We start from the raw sequence: 15,771 nt of genomic DNA, 5'->3' as shown, positions 1-15,771 counted from the left end.
GACGAGGTGCAGGAGGGATTCATGGCTGACGTTCTCGTGGTGGCCGAGGCCGCCGATGGAAAGCTGAAGAAGACGACCCACTCCGCCGTCACGTTCGCCAGGCAAGCCGCCGCGGCGCTCGGCGGGACGTACGCGATCCTCGTGATCGGCGACGCCCTCGGCGAGGCGGCCGCGGAAGCGGCGACGCTCGGCGCGGCCAAGGTGCTCGTCGCCGAGTCGAGCGCGCTCAAGGACTACGTCGCCGAGCGCTACGTGCCGACCGTCGCGGCGGCCGCCAAGGGATACGCGGTCGTCGTGGGCACCGCGAGCGCCTACGGCAAGGACCTGCTCCCGCGCGTGGCAGCCCGGCTCTCGGCGGGCTTCGCGAGCGACATCTCCGAGCTCCTCGCCGAGGGCTCGACGCTCAGGTACAAACGCCCGATGTACGCCGGCAACGCGTACGGGATCTGCACCGTCACGACCCAGGTCCAGGTCGTGACCGTCCGGCAGAGCGCGTTCGCCGCCGCGGAGCCCGCCGGGGCGAAATCGCCGCTCGAGCAGGTCGCGGTCATCCCGCCGAGCGCCGCCGCGGAGCGCGTGGAGTTCGTCTCCTTCGACCAGGTGAAGAGCGAGCGCCCCGAGCTCGCCGAGGCCAAGGTCGTCGTCTCCGGCGGCCGCGCCCTGAAGGAGCGCTTCAACGAGATCCTCGACCCGCTCGCCGACGTCCTCGGCGCCGCCGTCGGCGCGAGCCGCGCCGCATGCGACGCAGGCTACGCCGCCAGCGACCTGCAGGTCGGACAGACGGGCAAGGTCGTCGCGCCGTCGCTCTACTTCGCCATCGGCATCTCGGGCGCCATCCAGCACCTCGCCGGGATGAAGGGGTCGAAGGTCATCGTGGCCATCAACAAGGACGCCGACGCGCCGATCTTCCAGGTGGCCGACTACGGCCTGGTCGCCGACCTCTTCACGACCGTGCCCGAGCTCGTGAAGCAGATCCAGGCGGCGCGCAGCTGACCGTCGCGGCCACCGACCCCGCCGGGGTGCGCCAGCGCCGCCCTCGAGGGCCGCAGCCGTACCCCGGCACACCGGGAGAGCCCGCGGCCGTACCCCAGCACACCGGAAGAGTCCGTCCAGCAAGAAGTCCGCGTCCGGCAACGTAGTTTCCGTGTCAGGTCGCCCGCCTAGCATCTTGTTCGCGACCGGCGGCCGTGGGATCCCTTGAAGGCCATGCCCGAACGTTCGGACATCCCGATCGTCACGGCGCTCGCTCAGGCCAGGGCATTGCTGTACGAGGCGGCCTCGACCGCCGAGCAGCGACGGCTCCTCGGCCCGACGGTCGTCGAGATCGATCGCGCGATCGCGAGCCTCGACCCGACCGCGAGCGCCTCGTTCGAGCTCACGCCCCTCGCCGCGTCGGTGCCGCCGATCGACACCGAGCTCGAGGCGCTGCGCCGCGAGGTCGAGCGGCTCCGCGCGATCACGCGGCACGAGCGCGGGCTGCTCGACGCGCTCCTCAGCGAGAGCCCGCACGGCATCATCGTCTCCGACACCCAGGGCAAGCTGACCCTCCAGAACCGCGCCTCGGAGCGGATCTGGGCCGGCAGCGCCACCGCCGAGAACGTCGAGGGGTGGGGGCGCTACCGCGCGTTCCACCCCGACGGCCGGCCGTTCGCCGCCGAGGACTGGTCGATGGCGCGGTGCCTCACGCTCAGGGAGACCGTCCCCGCCGAGGAGGTCCACTTCCAGCGCTTCGACGGCACGCACGGGATGCTGCTCGGCAGCTGCGCGCCGCTCTTCTCGCCGGACGGCGACATGCTCGGCGCGGTCTCCATCTTCGCCGACATCACCCAGTTCAAGCAGCTCGAGGCGGATCTGCGCGTCAGCAGGACCAAGTTCTCGACGACGCTGAAGAGCATCGGCGACGCGGTGATCTCGACCGACGGCTCGGGCCGGATCGACTTCATGAACGCCGTGGCCGAGACGCTGACGGGATGGACGCTCGACGAGGCGAGGGATCGCCGGCTGTCCGAGGTCTTCCGGGCCATCTCGGAGCAGACGCGCGACGATCTCGACAACCCGGTCACCGAGGTGCTGCGGCACGGCGGGATCATCGGGCTCGACGACACGACGCTGCTCCTGCGCAGGGACGGCTCGGAGCTCGCGATCGACTCGAACGGCGCGCCGATCCGGAGCGACGAGGGCGAGCTCGTCGGGCTGGTGCTGGTCTTCCGCGACGTGACCGAGAAGCGGCTCGCCGACAAGCGGCGCTACTTCATCGGCGAGGCGAGCCGGCAGCTCGCGCTGTCGGGCCTCGAGTACGACACGACCCTGTCCAACGTCGCGCGCCTCGCGGTGCCGCACATCGCCGAGGCCACGGTGGTGGACATCGTCGAGCCCGACGGCTCGCTGAGCCGGCTCGCGGCCGTGCACGCGAGCGGCGCGAAGCTGTCGCTGGGGAGGGAGCTGTCGGCCCGCTACCCGACCGATCCCGAGATGCCGCGCGCGGTGCACGCGGTGCTCCGGTGCGGCGATTCGCTGCTGCTCCCGGACGTCGACGGCATGGCGTGGCAGCGGGCCTCGTCGCTCCAGCCCGGCAACGAGGCCTGGTCCGGCGCGCACGATCCGGTCTACCTCGCGCTGCTCCGGGAGCTCGGCGTCCGCTCGGCGATGATCGTCCCGCTGCGCGCCCGCGGCCGGACGCGCGGCGCGATCACGCTGCTCTCGACCGAGTCGAGCCGGCGCTACGGCATCGACGATCTCGCGCTCGCCGAGGAGCTCTGCAACTTCGCGGCGCTCGCGCTCGACAACGCCCAGCTCTACCGCGAGTCGCAGCAGGTCAACCGCGCCAAGGACGAGTTCCTCGCCACGCTCTCCCACGAGCTCAGGACCCCGCTCACCGCGATCCTCGGCTGGGCGCGCATGCTCCGGCAGGGCTCGCTGAAGCCGGACACGCACGTCCGCGCGCTCGAGGCGATCGAGCGCAACGGCACGCTCCAGGCGCAGCTCGTCGAGGATCTCCTCGACGCCTCCCGCATCATCACCGGCAAGCTGCGGCTCGACGTGATGCTGGTGGATCTGCCGCCGATCATCAACGCGGCCATGGACGCGGTCCGCCACGGCGCGGACGCCAAGGGGATCGAGCTCGTCGTGCAGCTCGACCCGAACGCGGGGCCGATCTCGGGCGACCAGACCCGGCTGCAGCAGGTGGTGTGGAACCTCCTGTCGAACGCGATCAAGTTCACGCCGCGCGGCGGCAAGGTCTCGATCCAGCTCGGCAGGGCCGAGGGCCTGGCGCGCATCCAGGTGAGCGACACAGGCCAGGGCATCGTCCCGGAGTTCCTGCCGTACGTGTTCGATCGCTTCCGGCAGGCCGACAGCACGAGCACGCGGCCGCACAGCGGGCTCGGGCTCGGCCTGGCGATCGCCCGGCACCTGATCGAGCTCCACGGCGGCACCGTGAAGGCGGAGAGCGGGGGCGAGGGCAAGGGCGCGACGTTCGTGGTGGACATCCCGCTGGCGCCGCGGGGCGCCATCGCGGCGCTCCGGAGGGCCGACGGGCTGAGCCACATGGCCGCCGATACGGAGCCGACGCTCCAGGGCGTCCGCGTGCTGATGGTCGACGACGAGCCGGACGCGCGGGAGCTCGTGACGACGGTGCTGGAGCGCAAGGGGGCGACCATCACGGCGGTGGCGACGGTCGAGGAGGCGCTGTCGGCGATCGCGCGCGAGAGGCCCGACGTGATCCTGAGCGATCTCGGGATGCCCGGCGAGGACGGCTACAGCCTGATCCGGCGGCTGCGGGCGCAGAGCCCCGAGCAGGGCGGGCGCATCCCGGCCGCGGCGCTGACCGCGTACGCGAGCGCCCAGGACCGGACGCGGGCGCTCCTGGCCGGATTCCAGTCGCACGTACCCAAGCCGATCGAGGCGTCGGAGCTCGCGGCGGTGATCGCCAACCTGGCCGGGCGCACCGGGTAGCGGCGAGGCTCCAGGTCGTCCGGGGCGGAGGGCCTCCTCGGCCTACCGCCTACCGAACGAGCGCCTCAGACCGGCGTTCCCGCGGCGAGCAGGGACCCCTTCGGTCCTGCCGCACGCCGAGCGAACGCCTCAGCGAGGGGCTCCTGTCGGGCATCAACGACAGGGACGCCAGCGGGGACGGCGAGGGCCGTCCCGCGGCGATTCTACCTGTCAGCATGCGAAGAAATGAGTCGGGGCGAGAGGATTTGAACCTCCGACTCCTCGGTCCCGAACCGAGTGCGCTACCAGGCTGCGCTACGCCCCGTACGCTGCCGCGAAGCAACGCCCGCTGAACAGCGGGCGCGCAACATCGCCAAGAGCGAGCCTCCTGTCAAGACGAAATAGATCAGGACCCCACCGGCGCAGCCCCCGCTCCCCCGAACGATGGCGCACCACAGCCCGGACAAATGGCGGGAAATGGCCGGAAACACAGCTCTTTGGCGCCTATCCGGCGCCCGGGACGTTTCACGAAGCCAAGAATCAGTGGAGCGCAAGAAAAAACTCCCGTCTCCACCTTGCTCAGGTCGTGTTAAAGTGTCACTGGAATCCCGATGTTGCCGATAGGAAGCAGAGAGCGAGGTGCCTGGGCGCCGGTCAGGGCTTCGCCCCTGCTCATGCAACGTGGAGTCAGGGACCGTCTTGTGCGGCCCCTTCCAGAACGGACAAGGGCGACCGGCTTCGGCGGTCGCACGTAAGACAAGAGCGACCGACTTCGGCGGTCGTACGTGAGAGGAGGAACAGGTGGCAATTGAGCTTCCCGCTGTACGCATTCTGATCGTCGACGACGACCGGGCGATCTGTGACTACATGCAGACGCTGCTCGAGCGCGACGGCTACCAGGTCAAGACGCTGGGCGATCCGACGACCGTGGAAGAGGAGGTCCGCGCGGGCGGCTACCACCTCATCATCCTCGACCTGATGATGCCGAAGCTCGACGGCATCGAGGTGCTCAAGCGCATTCGCAAGGTCGACAACGACATCGCCGTCGTCATCTTCACCGGCTTCCCCAACCTCGAGAGCGCCGTCGCGTCCATGAAGCTCGACGCGGTCGACTACATCAAGAAGCCGTTCAACGTGGACGAGTTCCGCGAGGTGCTCGCCCGCGTCATGCGCAAGAAGGGCCTCGCGCGGACCCCCGAAGAGCAGCTCCACCGCGTCATCGGCGACACGATCAGGAACCTCCGCAAGGACAAGGACCTGACGCTCAAGCAGATGGCGCGCCGCACAGGGCTCAGCGTGTCGCTGCTCTCGCAGATCGAGCGCGCCGAGTCGTCGGCGTCCATCTCGTCGCTCTACAAGATCGCCGTCGCGCTCGAGTCGCGGATCCAGGACCTCTTCGGCCACTACTGATCAGCGAGGGGCGATGCCGGAGCCGCCACGCGCGGCTCTCCGCCCTCCGCCGTGTTCCTCCGGGTACCTTGCCCTCCTTCGCCGGGCGGCGCAACGTCGTGTAGGCTCGCCGGCGATGAGCGCCGTCGTGACCCGCACCCTCCCGGCCGATCACATCACACCGGTCCGCGCCTACGCCGCGCTCCGCGCCCAGTCGCCGGGCCGATCATCGTTCATGCTCGAGTCCGCCGTCTCCGGTGAACGCTGGGGCCGCTACGCGATCCTTGGATACCGGGCGCGCGCCGAGAGCCTCCTCCCGAGCGGGTTCGACCCGTTCGCGACGCTGGCCGAGGGGCTCGGCCAGCCGGCAGCGTCGGGCCCGCCGAGCGACCTGGCAGCCCGCGTCTGCCAGGCATGGGTCGGCTTCCTCTCGTACGATACGGTGCACCAGCTCATGGGCATCGAGCCGTGGCCCGAGGAGATGTACCTCGGACGGGTGCTGAAGGACGCGACCGTCGTCGTGTTCGACAGCGTGGCGCAGACGATGACCATCGCCGGCCGATCGCAGGGCGCGGTGAACCGCTGCGCGTGGGAGATGGCGCACGGGCCCGAGCAGCAGAGCCTGCCCGCGCTCGATCCGGAGGCCCTGCCGGAGCACCTCGAGACGCCGGTGAGCGACGAGCGCTACGCGGCGCAGGTGGCCGCCGCGCGCCAGCGCATCACGGCCGGCGAGGCGAGCGAGATCGTGCTCGCCCGCAGGTTCCGGGCGCCGCTCCGGGGCGCAGATCCCTTCGACGTGTACCGCGCGCTGCGGGTGCTCGCGCCGTCGACGCACCTCTACTTCGTCGACTTCGCCGAGTCGCCGTTCGCGCCGGGGCTCACCATCGCTGGGACCTCGGGGGAGACGCTCGTGCGCGTCGAGCACGATCCGTCGGCCGGGCCGCGCCCCGGTGACGCGTCGCCCGTCGAGGCGCTGCGCGCCGCCCTCGCGGGCAGCAGCGCCGTCGGCCAGCCGGCGGCGCGCGCGAGCGCCATCAGCCGCAGCCTCGAGGCCGGGCCACGGTGGGTCTACGGCGGCGCGATCGGGTACTTCGGGCCGGAGGGCGCGGAGATCGCGCACACGCTCGGCGCCGTCTGGAGCGAATCCGGGTACTTCGAGGTGATGACCGGCGCGCGCATCGCGAACGGAAGCGAGCCCCGAGCGGAAGCCGAACGGACGCACCGCGACGCGCGCGGCCCGCTGTCGGCCATCCGCGCGGCGCAGGAGGCGCGCAAGGCGCGCGACATCGCCGAGGGGAAGAAGGCCGCGGCCGAGAAGGCCGCAGCCGCCGAGGACGACGCGTCCCGGAGCGCCTAGCGCGGCCCGTCGGGGGCGCCCCCCGCAGAGGAGCGCGGCCGCGCAGGACGCGGCGGCGCGGCGCTCGGCGGCGCGTGGGCGCTGCGCTGGGGAGAGGCGAGCGGCGCTCGACGGAAGAGCGCGGAGGAGGCCACCTCGGGGGCGGCGGGCGGCGCCTCGACGCGGCGGGAGGCGAGAGAGGCCGAGAGCACGGCCGCCGCGGCGCCGGTCGAAGCCGTCGTCAGCCTGGGCTGATCCAGCCGAACCGTCGTCGCGAACACCGCCACGCCGAGCAGCGCGATGAGGCCGGCCGGGATGACCCACCCCGCGCGCGCAGACAGCCCGTCGAGCCCGCGCACGACCTCGGCGCTCTCCGCGCTGAGCTGCGTGACCGGGGCCGCCCTCCGGCCCGCGCTCGGTGGCTCGGTACCAGGCTCCGCCCGCGCCGTAACGCCCGACGCCGCCACCTCCGCAGACAGCGCGGACAGCGGCCGCACCGAAGGGACCCAGGGGACGCGCGCCGGCGGGGGCGGGCGCAGCACGCCGGACGAGGGAGGCGGCGCGAGGTCGGCGATCCGGACGAGCAACTCCACCATCTCGTCGATCGACCGGAAGCGCCGCGCCAGGTCGCGCGCGAACGCCTTCTCGAAGAAGCCGTCCAGCCCGGCAGGCAGGCTCGGCACGAGCTGCGTCGCCGCGGGCGGCGGTGCGAGCAGGATCTTCGAGGCCACGACGCTGGCGATGTCGCCGGGGAACGGGAGCTGGCCAGTCACCGCGCGGAAAAGGACAGCCGCCAGCGACCAGAGATCGGTCTGCGCATCGAGGGTACGTTCCGACCGGATCTGCTCGGGGCTGAGGTAGTGCAGCGAGCTCGCGCTCACGTCGGCCGCGACCTCGCCCACGAGCCGCGGCGCGGCCCTCGGGAGCCCGAGGTCGAGCACCGTCACGACCTCCTCGCCGCCGTCCAGCGCGAAGAAGAGGCTCTCCGGCCGGAGGCCCTGGTGAAGGAGGTCCGCCGCGTGCGCGCGCTGGAGGGCCTCGCCGGCCTGCGCGGCGATACGCGCAGCCTCCTGGAGCGAGAGCCTGCTGCGCCGGAGCAGGCGGGTCGCGAGATCCTCGCCGGTGAGCAGGTCCATGGCCAGGTAGACCACCTCGCCCTCGACGCCGTGGTCGTACACGCGCACCACGTGCCGCGACGAGAGCCAGGCGGCAGCGCGGACCCAGCGATCGATCCGGAGGAGATCTCCCGTCGCGCCGGCCTCGGGGTGGAAGAGCTTCAGGGCGACGCGCGCGCCCAGCTGCAGCTCGCGCGCGACCCAGACCGAGCCCCGATCGCGCGCGACCCGCGCGCCAGGACGCACGAGCTGCCTCTCCAGCAGATACTTCCCCCCAACGATGGTGCCCGGTGAGATGTGCATATACCTGAGCCTCCTCCCCCACGGTAAAGTTGCACATCGACCCCGGGGCGCAATTTGTTGCGGCGCGATTCGCTTGCGAGACCGCCTTGGCCGTGCATGCGCTGTGAGCGTTCGCACCGCGGGGAGCGCGGGAGCTATCGCGGCGGGCTTTGCGGGTCGGGCGAAAGACGAAGCGGCACCACAAAGCGCAGGTCGCCGCCCTCCGGCGCCGGGAACGTGAGGGCGCGCGCGCGCCGGAGCACGCAGCGGGTGAGCCGTTCGTCCGGGAAGCGCGACTCGGCCTCGAAGGCTTCGTCGACGGCGCCGCTGTCGGTCACATGAAAGCGGATCGCGAGGCGGCCCCAGAGCGCCGGCGCGCCGGCAAGGGCCGCTTCGTAGCAGCTCCGCCACGCGGGCAAGGCGTCGGCCACGGCGGCCGAGATCGCGTCGGGCCGGAGCTCGCCGGGACCGGGAACGAGGACGGACGGCGGAGGCTCGACAGGCTCGTCGCCCGGATAGACCTGCAGCGTGGCGACGACGGTCGAGCCCGCCCTGGCCCTGGGCAGCGAGAGCGACCTCGCGCGCTGCGCGAGGCACGAGACGACGTCCGGCGCGGAGAGCGTGGACGAGGTCGCGCGCGCGCCCGTCACCTTGCCGGCGCGGCTCACCGTGAGCCGCACGGTGGTCTTGCCGTGAAGCGACGGGTCCCTGTACGCGCGCAGCCGGTAGCACGAGTACACGTGGACCCAGAGGTGCCGCCGGGCGATGCGCTCGACCTCGCGCGCCTTGAGCGGGCCATTCACCTTGCCGATGTCCACGATGATCCGCGGCAGCGGGTGCCCCTCGGCCGGAGGCGGCGGCGCGGGAGGATCTCCCCTGCCCCCGGCGTTCCAGCGATCCCGCTCCGCCGCCTCGGCCTGGCCGCGGGGCACCAGGTGCTGGCCGAGCTTGTAGGGCGGATCGATCGTGATCGAGGGCGCCTGGAGCGCGCCGGCCTCGCCGGCCGCGTCCGCGGAGGCGGCGCTCGGCGCCGCCGGCGGGACCGCCGAGGAGGCGGGCGGCGCGGCCGGCGCGGGCGACGCGGCGGGGGGAGCGACGGCGGGCGCCGGCGCGGCCGCCCGCCGCGGCGGAGGCGCAGGCGGGACGGCGGCGGGCGCAGGGCGCGGCGGCGCCGGCGCGGCGCACGCGGCGAGCGCGATGGCGGCCGCGAGGAGGGGCCAGGGATCGATCGCGAGAGGCCGCTTCATGCCATGTCTACCCGAGAGCTGCGCTCGCCCAAGCCGACGCGCGGCCGCGCCGACCCGCGACCGCGCTCAGAACCGGAGATCGCCGCGAGGCGCCTCCACCGTGCCGTCGAGCAGCTCGATCGCCTTCGCCACCTCGGGGTCGTCGACGGTCGGGACGTACACCACGAACTTCACGTAGAGATCGCCCGGCTCCCTCGCCTTGCGGGCGATGCCCTTACCACGCAGCCGGATCACCTGGCCGGTCTGGGTGTGCGCCGGGATCTTGAGCGTGACCTCGCCGTCGGGCGTGGGGATGCGGATCTTCTCGCCGCGGTAGGCCTCGCCCAGGGTGACGGGCACATCGAGGTGGAGATCGTCGCCCTCGCGCTTGAAGAACGGGTGCGGCGTGACGTGGATGTTCAGCAGCAGATCGCCCGGCTCGCCGCCGCCCACGCCGGGGGAGCCCTGGCCGCGGATGCGCAGGCGGCTCCCCTCGGCTGCCCCGGGCGGGACGCGCACGGTCACCGGCTGCGGATCGTCGGCGCGCTGGATCTGGAGCGTCGTGCCCCGCACCGCCGAGACGAAATCGATGGTGAGGTCCTGCTCGACGTCGCCGCCGCGGCTGCGCATGGGCTGCCCGCGCCGGCCCGCGCCGCCGCGGCCTCGGCCGAAGAGGTCGCCGAGGATGTCGCTGAGATCGCCCTGGCCGCCGCCGGCGTTGCCGAAGATCTCCTGCACGTCGAAGTTGCCGGGGCCGCCGCGGCCCCCACCCGCAGCCCGGGCGTTCGCGTAGCGACGGTAGACGCGGGCGCGCTCGGGATCGAAGTTCTGCGAGAGGCTCTCCTCGCCGAACTCGTCGTAGAGCGCGCGCTTCGTCTTGTCGCTCAGCACCTCGTGCGCCTGGTTGATCTCCTTGAACTTCTGCTCGTTGGCCTTCCCCGGGCTCTTGTCCGGGTGGTACTTCATCGCGAGCTTGCGGAACGCCTTCTTGATGCTGTCCTCGTCCGCATCGCGCGAGACGCCGAGCACGGAGTAGAGATCACGAGCCATGGTCGTCCGTCATCATTCTGGGCTGCAGGAGAGGCACGCGACGCGGGCCGCCGGGGGCCCTCATCGGGCGGAAACCTAGATCTGCCAGGAGTTTTCGTCCACTGGTGCAGAGGACGGCGGCGGCCGGTCGTGCCGAGGAGCCGCTCCTCGGCAGCAGGACATGCGGACCTCGCCGGGTCGCCACAGGACGAGCAGGGCAGGCCCCTGGGCCAGCGTGTCGCGGAGCCGCACCTCGATCATGGGGCCCCCGGTCTATCAAGGCCGAAGGATGCTGTCACGGGCCCCCGTGCTTAAGTAAATTCGATGCTGCCCCTCCGAGACCAGCTGCCCACCCGCAAGGTGCCGATCGTCAACTACCTGCTGATCGCGCTCAACGTCCTCGGTTTCTTCTGGATGCGGTCGATGATCTCGGCCGGGTTCCCGCCCGACCGACTGCTCTCCGTGTGGGGCCTCGTCCCGGCGCAGCTGCTGGAGGAGCCAACCGACGCCTGGTGGACCGTCTTCAGCAGCATGTTCATGCACGACCCGACCGGGTGGGCCCACCTCGGGGGGAACATGCTGTTCCTCTGGATCTTCGGCGACAACGTCGAGGACGCGCTGGGCAGCCTCCGCTACGCGGCGTTCTATGCGCTGTCCGGGATCGCCGCCGCGGGCGCCCAGATCGTGATCGATCCCGGATCGATGATCCCCATGGTGGGCGCCTCGGGCGCCATCTCGGGCGTGCTGGCCGCGTACGCGTCGCTCTACCCGCGCTCGCCGATCACGGTGCTGAACCCGATCTTTCTCCTGTGGTTCATCTTCGGCCTGTTCCTGGAGCTGCCGGCGTGGCTTGTCATCCTCCAGTACTTCGTGGTGAACCTGCTGAACGGGCTCGGCTCGATCGACATGCGCAGCGGCGGCGTCGCGTTCTTCGCGCACCTCGGGGGGTTCGTCGCCGGGCTCTTCCTCGTCCGCCTCTTCATGGTGGGGCGCTCCGCGCGCGAGCACGAGCGCTGGCAGCACTGGCGCGCGTCGCCCCGACGCCCGGCAGCCGGCCGATCCGCGCCGTGGGACGCGCCGCGGCCGCGCGACCGCTGGGACTGATAGACGCCGCGACCGCTGGGACGCGTAGAGACGGGCGCGACGCCGGCGTTCGCCCAGGATGCAAAAGCGTGATAGCGTCGGCCCGCAGCGATGCGACGACCCCTTCGAAGGCGCCCCACCGCCGCCGGTTCTGCGGCCGAGGCAGCGAACCCCCGGGCCAGGCTACTCGCGATCGCGATCGCGATCGCCGGCTGCGGAGGCCCGTCGTTCGATGGAACGGTCTACCGCGGCTCGGAGATCGCCTTCCGCGTGCCCCCGGCGCCGGCGAGCTGGAAGCCGATCTCGGTCTCGGACGCGGCGGTGGCGTACCGCGACGACACGAACGGGGCGACCATCGCCCTGAACGGACGCTGCCGGAACGAAGAGGACATCCCGCTCGTCTCGCTGACCAACCACCTCTTTTTGCACTTCACGGAGCGCGAGGTGCTGAAGCAGGAGGTCGTCCCGTTCGACGGCCGCGAGGCGATGCACACGGTCGTCTCGGCCAAGCTCGACGGGGTGCCGAAGGTGTTCGATATCTGGGTGCTCAAGAAGAACGGCTGCGTGTACGACATGCTCCTCATCGCAGATCCCGCTCGCTACGCCGCCAGCGAGCCGGCGTTCACACAGATGGTCCGCGGCTTCTCGACCCTGCCGGCCCATGACGACTGAGCGCAAACGGCCCCCGGAGGCGCCGCCGTCCTCCTCGAACAGCCCGGCTTCCACGAGCCCGGGCCCGAGCAGCTTGCCCCCGAACAGCGTGGCCCCCGCCAGCCGGGGCCCGAACAGCCTGCCGCCGCCGCCGCTCCCCCCGCTGCTTGCCAGGATCAACGAGTCGGCCGTCGGGTTCGTCGAGCACCTCGGGCAGTTCGGGCGGATGACCTGGGGGGCGATCAAGGCGATCTTCGATCGGCCGCTCGAGCTGCGCTCGACCATCTACCAGATGGAGTCGCTCGGCGTGCGCTCGGCCGCGATCGCGTCCGTGACGGCGCTGTTCGTCGGGATGGTCATGGCGGTGCAGTTCGCCATCGGCCTGCAGAAGTTCGGCGGCATGGAGTACACGGGCCGCATCATCGGCCTGTCGTTCTCGCGCGAGCTCGCGCCGACCCTGACGGCGGTCATCGTGGGCGGCCGCATCGGCGCCGGCATCGCGGCGGAGGTCGGGTCGATGGCCGTCACCGAGCAGATCGACGCGATCCGCGCCCTCGGCGCCAACCCGGTGAAGAAGCTCGTCCTGCCACGGCTGCTCGCGAGCATCGTGGTGATGCCGGTGCTCGGCGCGTTCGCGCTCGTGCTGGGCTTCGGGGGGGCGATGCTGATCTGCGCGACCGAGTTCGGCATCCCGGCCGGCTTCTTCCTGAGGACGGCGCTCAGCTCGGTCACGTTCATGGATTACTTCAGCGGGATGTACAAGACGCCCTTCTTCGGGGCGATCATCGCGCTCGTCGGGTGCCACTTCGGGCTGATCACACGCGGTGGAACGGAGGGCGTCGGTCACGCGACCACGCGCACCGTGGTGGTGACGTCGATCACGATCCTGATCGCCGACTTCTTCCTGACGAAGATGTCCATCATGTTCTTCCCGAGCCGGTGATCACGGCCGGTCCGGAAAGGGCCCAGAGGCCGTCGCCGACGTTGCAGCGCCGACTGGCCAGGCTCCTCGTCCGGGTCCTGCCTGCGCTCCTCCCCGGGATCGCGGCGTGCCAGGGCGACGCCGGGAGGGAGGGCGCGGGGGCGCCGGCGCTCGACGGCGGCGCCGCGCTGGCGGCAGAGGGCACGCCGGCGCCGCGGCGCCCGACGCGGCACTACCATCTGCGGCGGACGGACGATGGCTGCGAGCTCTTCTGGATCGACGGGGACCTCGTCTCGGCATCCCAGCCGATCGTATGCCCACCCGACCTCCAGGTGGGCGAGCGCCTTCGCCTGACCGGCAAGACATGCATGCGCGAGTCGGCGCAGACACCGAGCCGGGCCGTGCCGGTCGTCTGTCCGCTGCCGCTCACGGGCATGGAGAAGGAGGACAGGGCGCCGCCCGACGCCGGGGCGCCGCCGGACGGCGGCAGGTGACCGAGGGGTAGAATCGCGCAGCCTGGCTCCTCCTCGGAGCATCGGAGTCCGAGGGGGGATGTATGAAGCACGCGGATACCGTCGTGATCGGATCAGGCTCGGGCGGGCTCACGGCCGCGCTCGCGCTCGCGCGCTCGGGACAGAAGGTGATCGTCGTCGAGCAACATTACCTCCCCGGCGGGTGGACCCACAGCTTCTCGCTGGATGGCTATCTGTTCAGCCCGGGAGTCCACTACATCGGCGGGCTCGGCCCCGGAGGCCCCGTGAGGCGGCTCTACGAGGGGCTCGGCCTCTCGGGAGATCTCGAGTTCTGCGAGCTCAACCCGGACGGGCTCGATCACCTGATCGTCGGCGACGATCGGCTCGACGTGCCCAAGGGCCTCGAGCGGCTCATCGCCCGGCTCACGGCGCGGTTCCCGCACGAGGCCGCGGGCATCGAGCGGTACTTCCGCGTCCTGCGCGGGCTCAACGACGACCTCGTCCGCCTCGACACGATGCTCGAGTTCCCGAAGGTCCTGCTCGTGCCGTTCAAGGCGCCGGACCTCGTGCGCTGGGGGTTTCGCACCCAGGAAGATCTGCTGAACGCGACCGTCCGCGACCCCCTGCTGCGCGCGTTCCTGGCCGCGCAGGGGGGCGATCACGGCCTCTCGCCGTCGCGCGTGGCGCTGCCGATCCATGCGAGCATCGTCTGCCATTATCTCGACGGCGGGTATTACCCGCGCGGCGGCGCCAGGCGCATACCGCTCGCGATGATCCGGGCGCTGCGCCGGCTCGGAGGGCAGGTCCGGATGCGCGCGCGGGTGAGGCGCATCCTCGTCGAGCGCGGGCGCGCGGCCGGCGTCGAGCTGGAAGGGGGAGAGACCCTGCGCGCGGCGAGCGTCGTCTCGAACGCGGACCCGGCGATCACCTACGGCGAGCTGCTGCCGCCCGAGCTGACCGCCCGCGAGCGCCGGAAAGTCCAGCGGATGGAGTATTCGGTCAGCCTGCTCAGCGTGTTCTGCGCCGTGGACATGGATCTACGGTCGATGGGATATGATTCAGGCAACTACTGGTGGTACCGCGGGAGGGACGTGGGTCGCATCTACGAGCGCGCGGAGCGCCAGCTGCCGCGCGGCGCGGTGGACGGGCTGTTCCTGACCATCACGACGCTGAAGGATCCGGGCCACCCGACCCGGGGCGATCACCACACGATCGAGATGTTCACGTTCGTGCCCCACGACCCCTTCGCGCGCTGGGACAAGACCCGCACGGGCGAGCGAGGGGCAGAGTACGAGAAGCTCAAGGAGTCGCTCGGGGATCAGATGATCGCCGCGGCGGAGCACGTCATTCCCGGCATCTCCCGCGCGCTCGCGTTTCGCTCGGTGGCGACGCCGCTGACCAACGACTTCTACTGCGCATCGCACCGGGGCGCCGCCTACGGCACCGCCAAGACACCCTGGCAGCTCGGACCGCTGTCGTTCTCCATCGGGACGAGGATCCCGGGGCTGTACCAGTGCGGCGCGAGCACGCTGAGCCACGGGGTGGCCGGCGCCGCGATGTCGGGCCTCATGGCGGCGCAGCGCATCACCGGCGTGGCGCGCGTCGAGGATCTGCTCGGACCGGCAGACGGCTCGCTGCGGGTCTACCCCGCCGACCGGCCGGAGGAGTGGCTGCGCGAGAAGAGCAAGGCCAGCGCCGGGGCGCAGGTCGACGCGGACGAGCGCAACGAGACGGCGTGAGCGCGGCGAAACCGGCGAAACCGGCGAAACCGGCGAAACCGGCGAAACAGAGCGACCGGAACACCCCCCTCGGCGGAGCTACCCCGACGGCGTCCTCGAGCGGAACGTGATCTGCACGAGCGGCATCACGTTGGGATCGTCCTGCGTCTCCCGCTCGAACTGGAGCACGTCGTAGTAGCCGCACCGCGGCTTGCCAGGATAGTCGCGGCAGACCTCGGGCCGCGCCTCGTAGATGGTGCAGCCGCGCGTCGTGAGATCGAGGAAGCGGCAGACCCGGCCGAGCACCGGATCCGACTGCCGCCGGAGGATGCGCTCGCCGCTGTAGCGCTTCGTGAAACGCTCCTCGGCGGCCTCGAGCGTGAGACCGAAATGGCGGGCGAGCCGGCGCATGTCGCGCGGCGTCACCTCGACCCGCTCGTAGATGGAGCAGCAGTAGGCCGGGCACTTCGAGCAGTCGTAAGAGACGCGGCGCTTGGCCTTGAGGGTCGTCGTCATGGGTCGTGAGGGACGTGCAGCCGATGCCGGTGGGAAGAGGCGGAGCGCTCGCTGGCAGGCAGCGGAGCATACGCGGCCGCGCAAGCCTCCGCGACGGC

Annotated in this window: 13 protein-coding genes and 1 tRNA gene; 9 read left to right on the top strand and 5 right to left on the bottom strand. The window is 71.6% G+C overall.

Annotation, left to right across the window (positions count from 1 at the left end; genetic code table 11):
* Positions 1-21: 21 nt before the first annotated feature.
* A complete protein-coding gene (locus WMF17_RS03950) occupies positions 22-993 on the top strand; it encodes an electron transfer flavoprotein subunit alpha/FixB family protein (protein WP_437648182.1) in 972 nt (323 codons plus the stop codon).
* Positions 994-1,206: 213 nt separating this feature from the next.
* Positions 1,207-3,954 carry an ATP-binding protein gene (locus WMF17_RS03945; protein ID WP_437648180.1) on the top strand — a complete coding sequence of 916 codons (2,748 nt, stop codon included), beginning with the start codon at positions 1,207-1,209 and terminating at the stop codon, positions 3,952-3,954.
* Positions 3,955-4,184: 230 nt separating this feature from the next.
* Here the strand turns inward: WMF17_RS03945 and WMF17_RS03940 are convergent.
* Positions 4,185-4,258 (bottom strand) — tRNA-Pro (locus WMF17_RS03940).
* Positions 4,259-4,734: 476 nt separating this feature from the next.
* Between WMF17_RS03940 and WMF17_RS03935 the strand changes: the two genes are divergently transcribed.
* Both WMF17_RS03935 and WMF17_RS03930 read left to right on the top strand, forming a co-directional pair.
* Positions 4,735-5,343 carry a response regulator gene (locus tag WMF17_RS03935; RefSeq protein ID WP_020732843.1) on the top strand — a complete coding sequence of 203 codons (609 nt, stop codon included), beginning with the start codon at positions 4,735-4,737 and terminating at the stop codon, positions 5,341-5,343.
* 127 nt (positions 5,344-5,470) lie between these two features.
* The gene (locus WMF17_RS03930) at positions 5,471-6,679 is read left to right on the top strand and encodes a chorismate-binding protein (RefSeq protein ID WP_437648178.1); all 1,209 of its coding nucleotides are present in this window, start codon (positions 5,471-5,473) and stop codon (positions 6,677-6,679) included.
* Here WMF17_RS03930 and WMF17_RS03925 read toward each other — a convergent pair.
* From WMF17_RS03925 to WMF17_RS03915, 3 genes are all read right to left on the bottom strand, one after another.
* Positions 6,676-8,076, bottom strand: a complete 1,401-nt coding sequence (locus tag WMF17_RS03925) for a serine/threonine-protein kinase (protein WP_437648176.1) — start codon at positions 8,074-8,076, stop codon at positions 6,676-6,678. The two genes, WMF17_RS03930 and WMF17_RS03925, sit on opposite strands and share 4 nt — an antisense overlap.
* Positions 8,077-8,210: 134 nt before the next feature.
* Positions 8,211-9,302, bottom strand: coding sequence for an AgmX/PglI C-terminal domain-containing protein (locus WMF17_RS03920; RefSeq protein ID WP_437648174.1), 1,092 nt, complete (start codon positions 9,300-9,302; stop codon positions 8,211-8,213).
* 66 nt (positions 9,303-9,368) lie between these two features.
* Positions 9,369-10,331 carry a DnaJ C-terminal domain-containing protein gene (locus tag WMF17_RS03915; RefSeq protein ID WP_437648172.1) on the bottom strand — a complete coding sequence of 321 codons (963 nt, stop codon included), beginning with the start codon at positions 10,329-10,331 and terminating at the stop codon, positions 9,369-9,371.
* Positions 10,332-10,634: 303 nt separating this feature from the next.
* Between WMF17_RS03915 and WMF17_RS03910 the strand changes: the two genes are divergently transcribed.
* From WMF17_RS03910 to WMF17_RS03890, 5 genes are all read left to right on the top strand, one after another.
* The gene (locus tag WMF17_RS03910) at positions 10,635-11,414 is read left to right on the top strand and encodes a rhomboid family intramembrane serine protease (RefSeq protein ID WP_437648170.1); all 780 of its coding nucleotides are present in this window, start codon (positions 10,635-10,637) and stop codon (positions 11,412-11,414) included.
* 90 nt (positions 11,415-11,504) lie between these two features.
* Positions 11,505-12,065, top strand: a complete 561-nt coding sequence (locus WMF17_RS03905; protein ID WP_437600619.1) for a hypothetical protein — start codon at positions 11,505-11,507, stop codon at positions 12,063-12,065.
* Complete coding sequence (locus tag WMF17_RS03900; RefSeq protein WP_437600618.1) at positions 12,055-12,987, top strand: MlaE family ABC transporter permease; 933 nt, start codon at positions 12,055-12,057, stop codon at positions 12,985-12,987. Before WMF17_RS03905 ends, WMF17_RS03900 begins: the two co-directional genes overlap by 11 nt.
* 41 nt (positions 12,988-13,028) lie before the next feature.
* A complete protein-coding gene (locus WMF17_RS03895) occupies positions 13,029-13,460 on the top strand; it encodes a hypothetical protein (protein ID WP_437600617.1) in 432 nt (143 codons plus the stop codon).
* A gap of 62 nt (positions 13,461-13,522) precedes the next feature.
* Complete coding sequence (locus WMF17_RS03890; protein WP_437600616.1) at positions 13,523-15,178, top strand: phytoene desaturase family protein; 1,656 nt, start codon at positions 13,523-13,525, stop codon at positions 15,176-15,178.
* A gap of 78 nt (positions 15,179-15,256) precedes the next feature.
* Here the strand turns inward: WMF17_RS03890 and WMF17_RS03885 are convergent, their stop codons facing one another.
* Positions 15,257-15,673, bottom strand: coding sequence for a YkgJ family cysteine cluster protein (locus tag WMF17_RS03885; RefSeq protein ID WP_437600615.1), 417 nt, complete (start codon positions 15,671-15,673; stop codon positions 15,257-15,259).
* Between the last annotated feature and the right edge of the window lie 98 nt (positions 15,674-15,771).

This window comes from Sorangium sp. So ce362 (genome assembly GCF_051519845.1).
Taxonomy (GTDB): Bacteria; Myxococcota_A; Polyangia; order Polyangiales; family Polyangiaceae; genus Sorangium.
The sequence above is the reverse complement of the archived record's forward strand: the minus strand, read 5'-3'. Positions and strand labels throughout refer to the sequence as shown.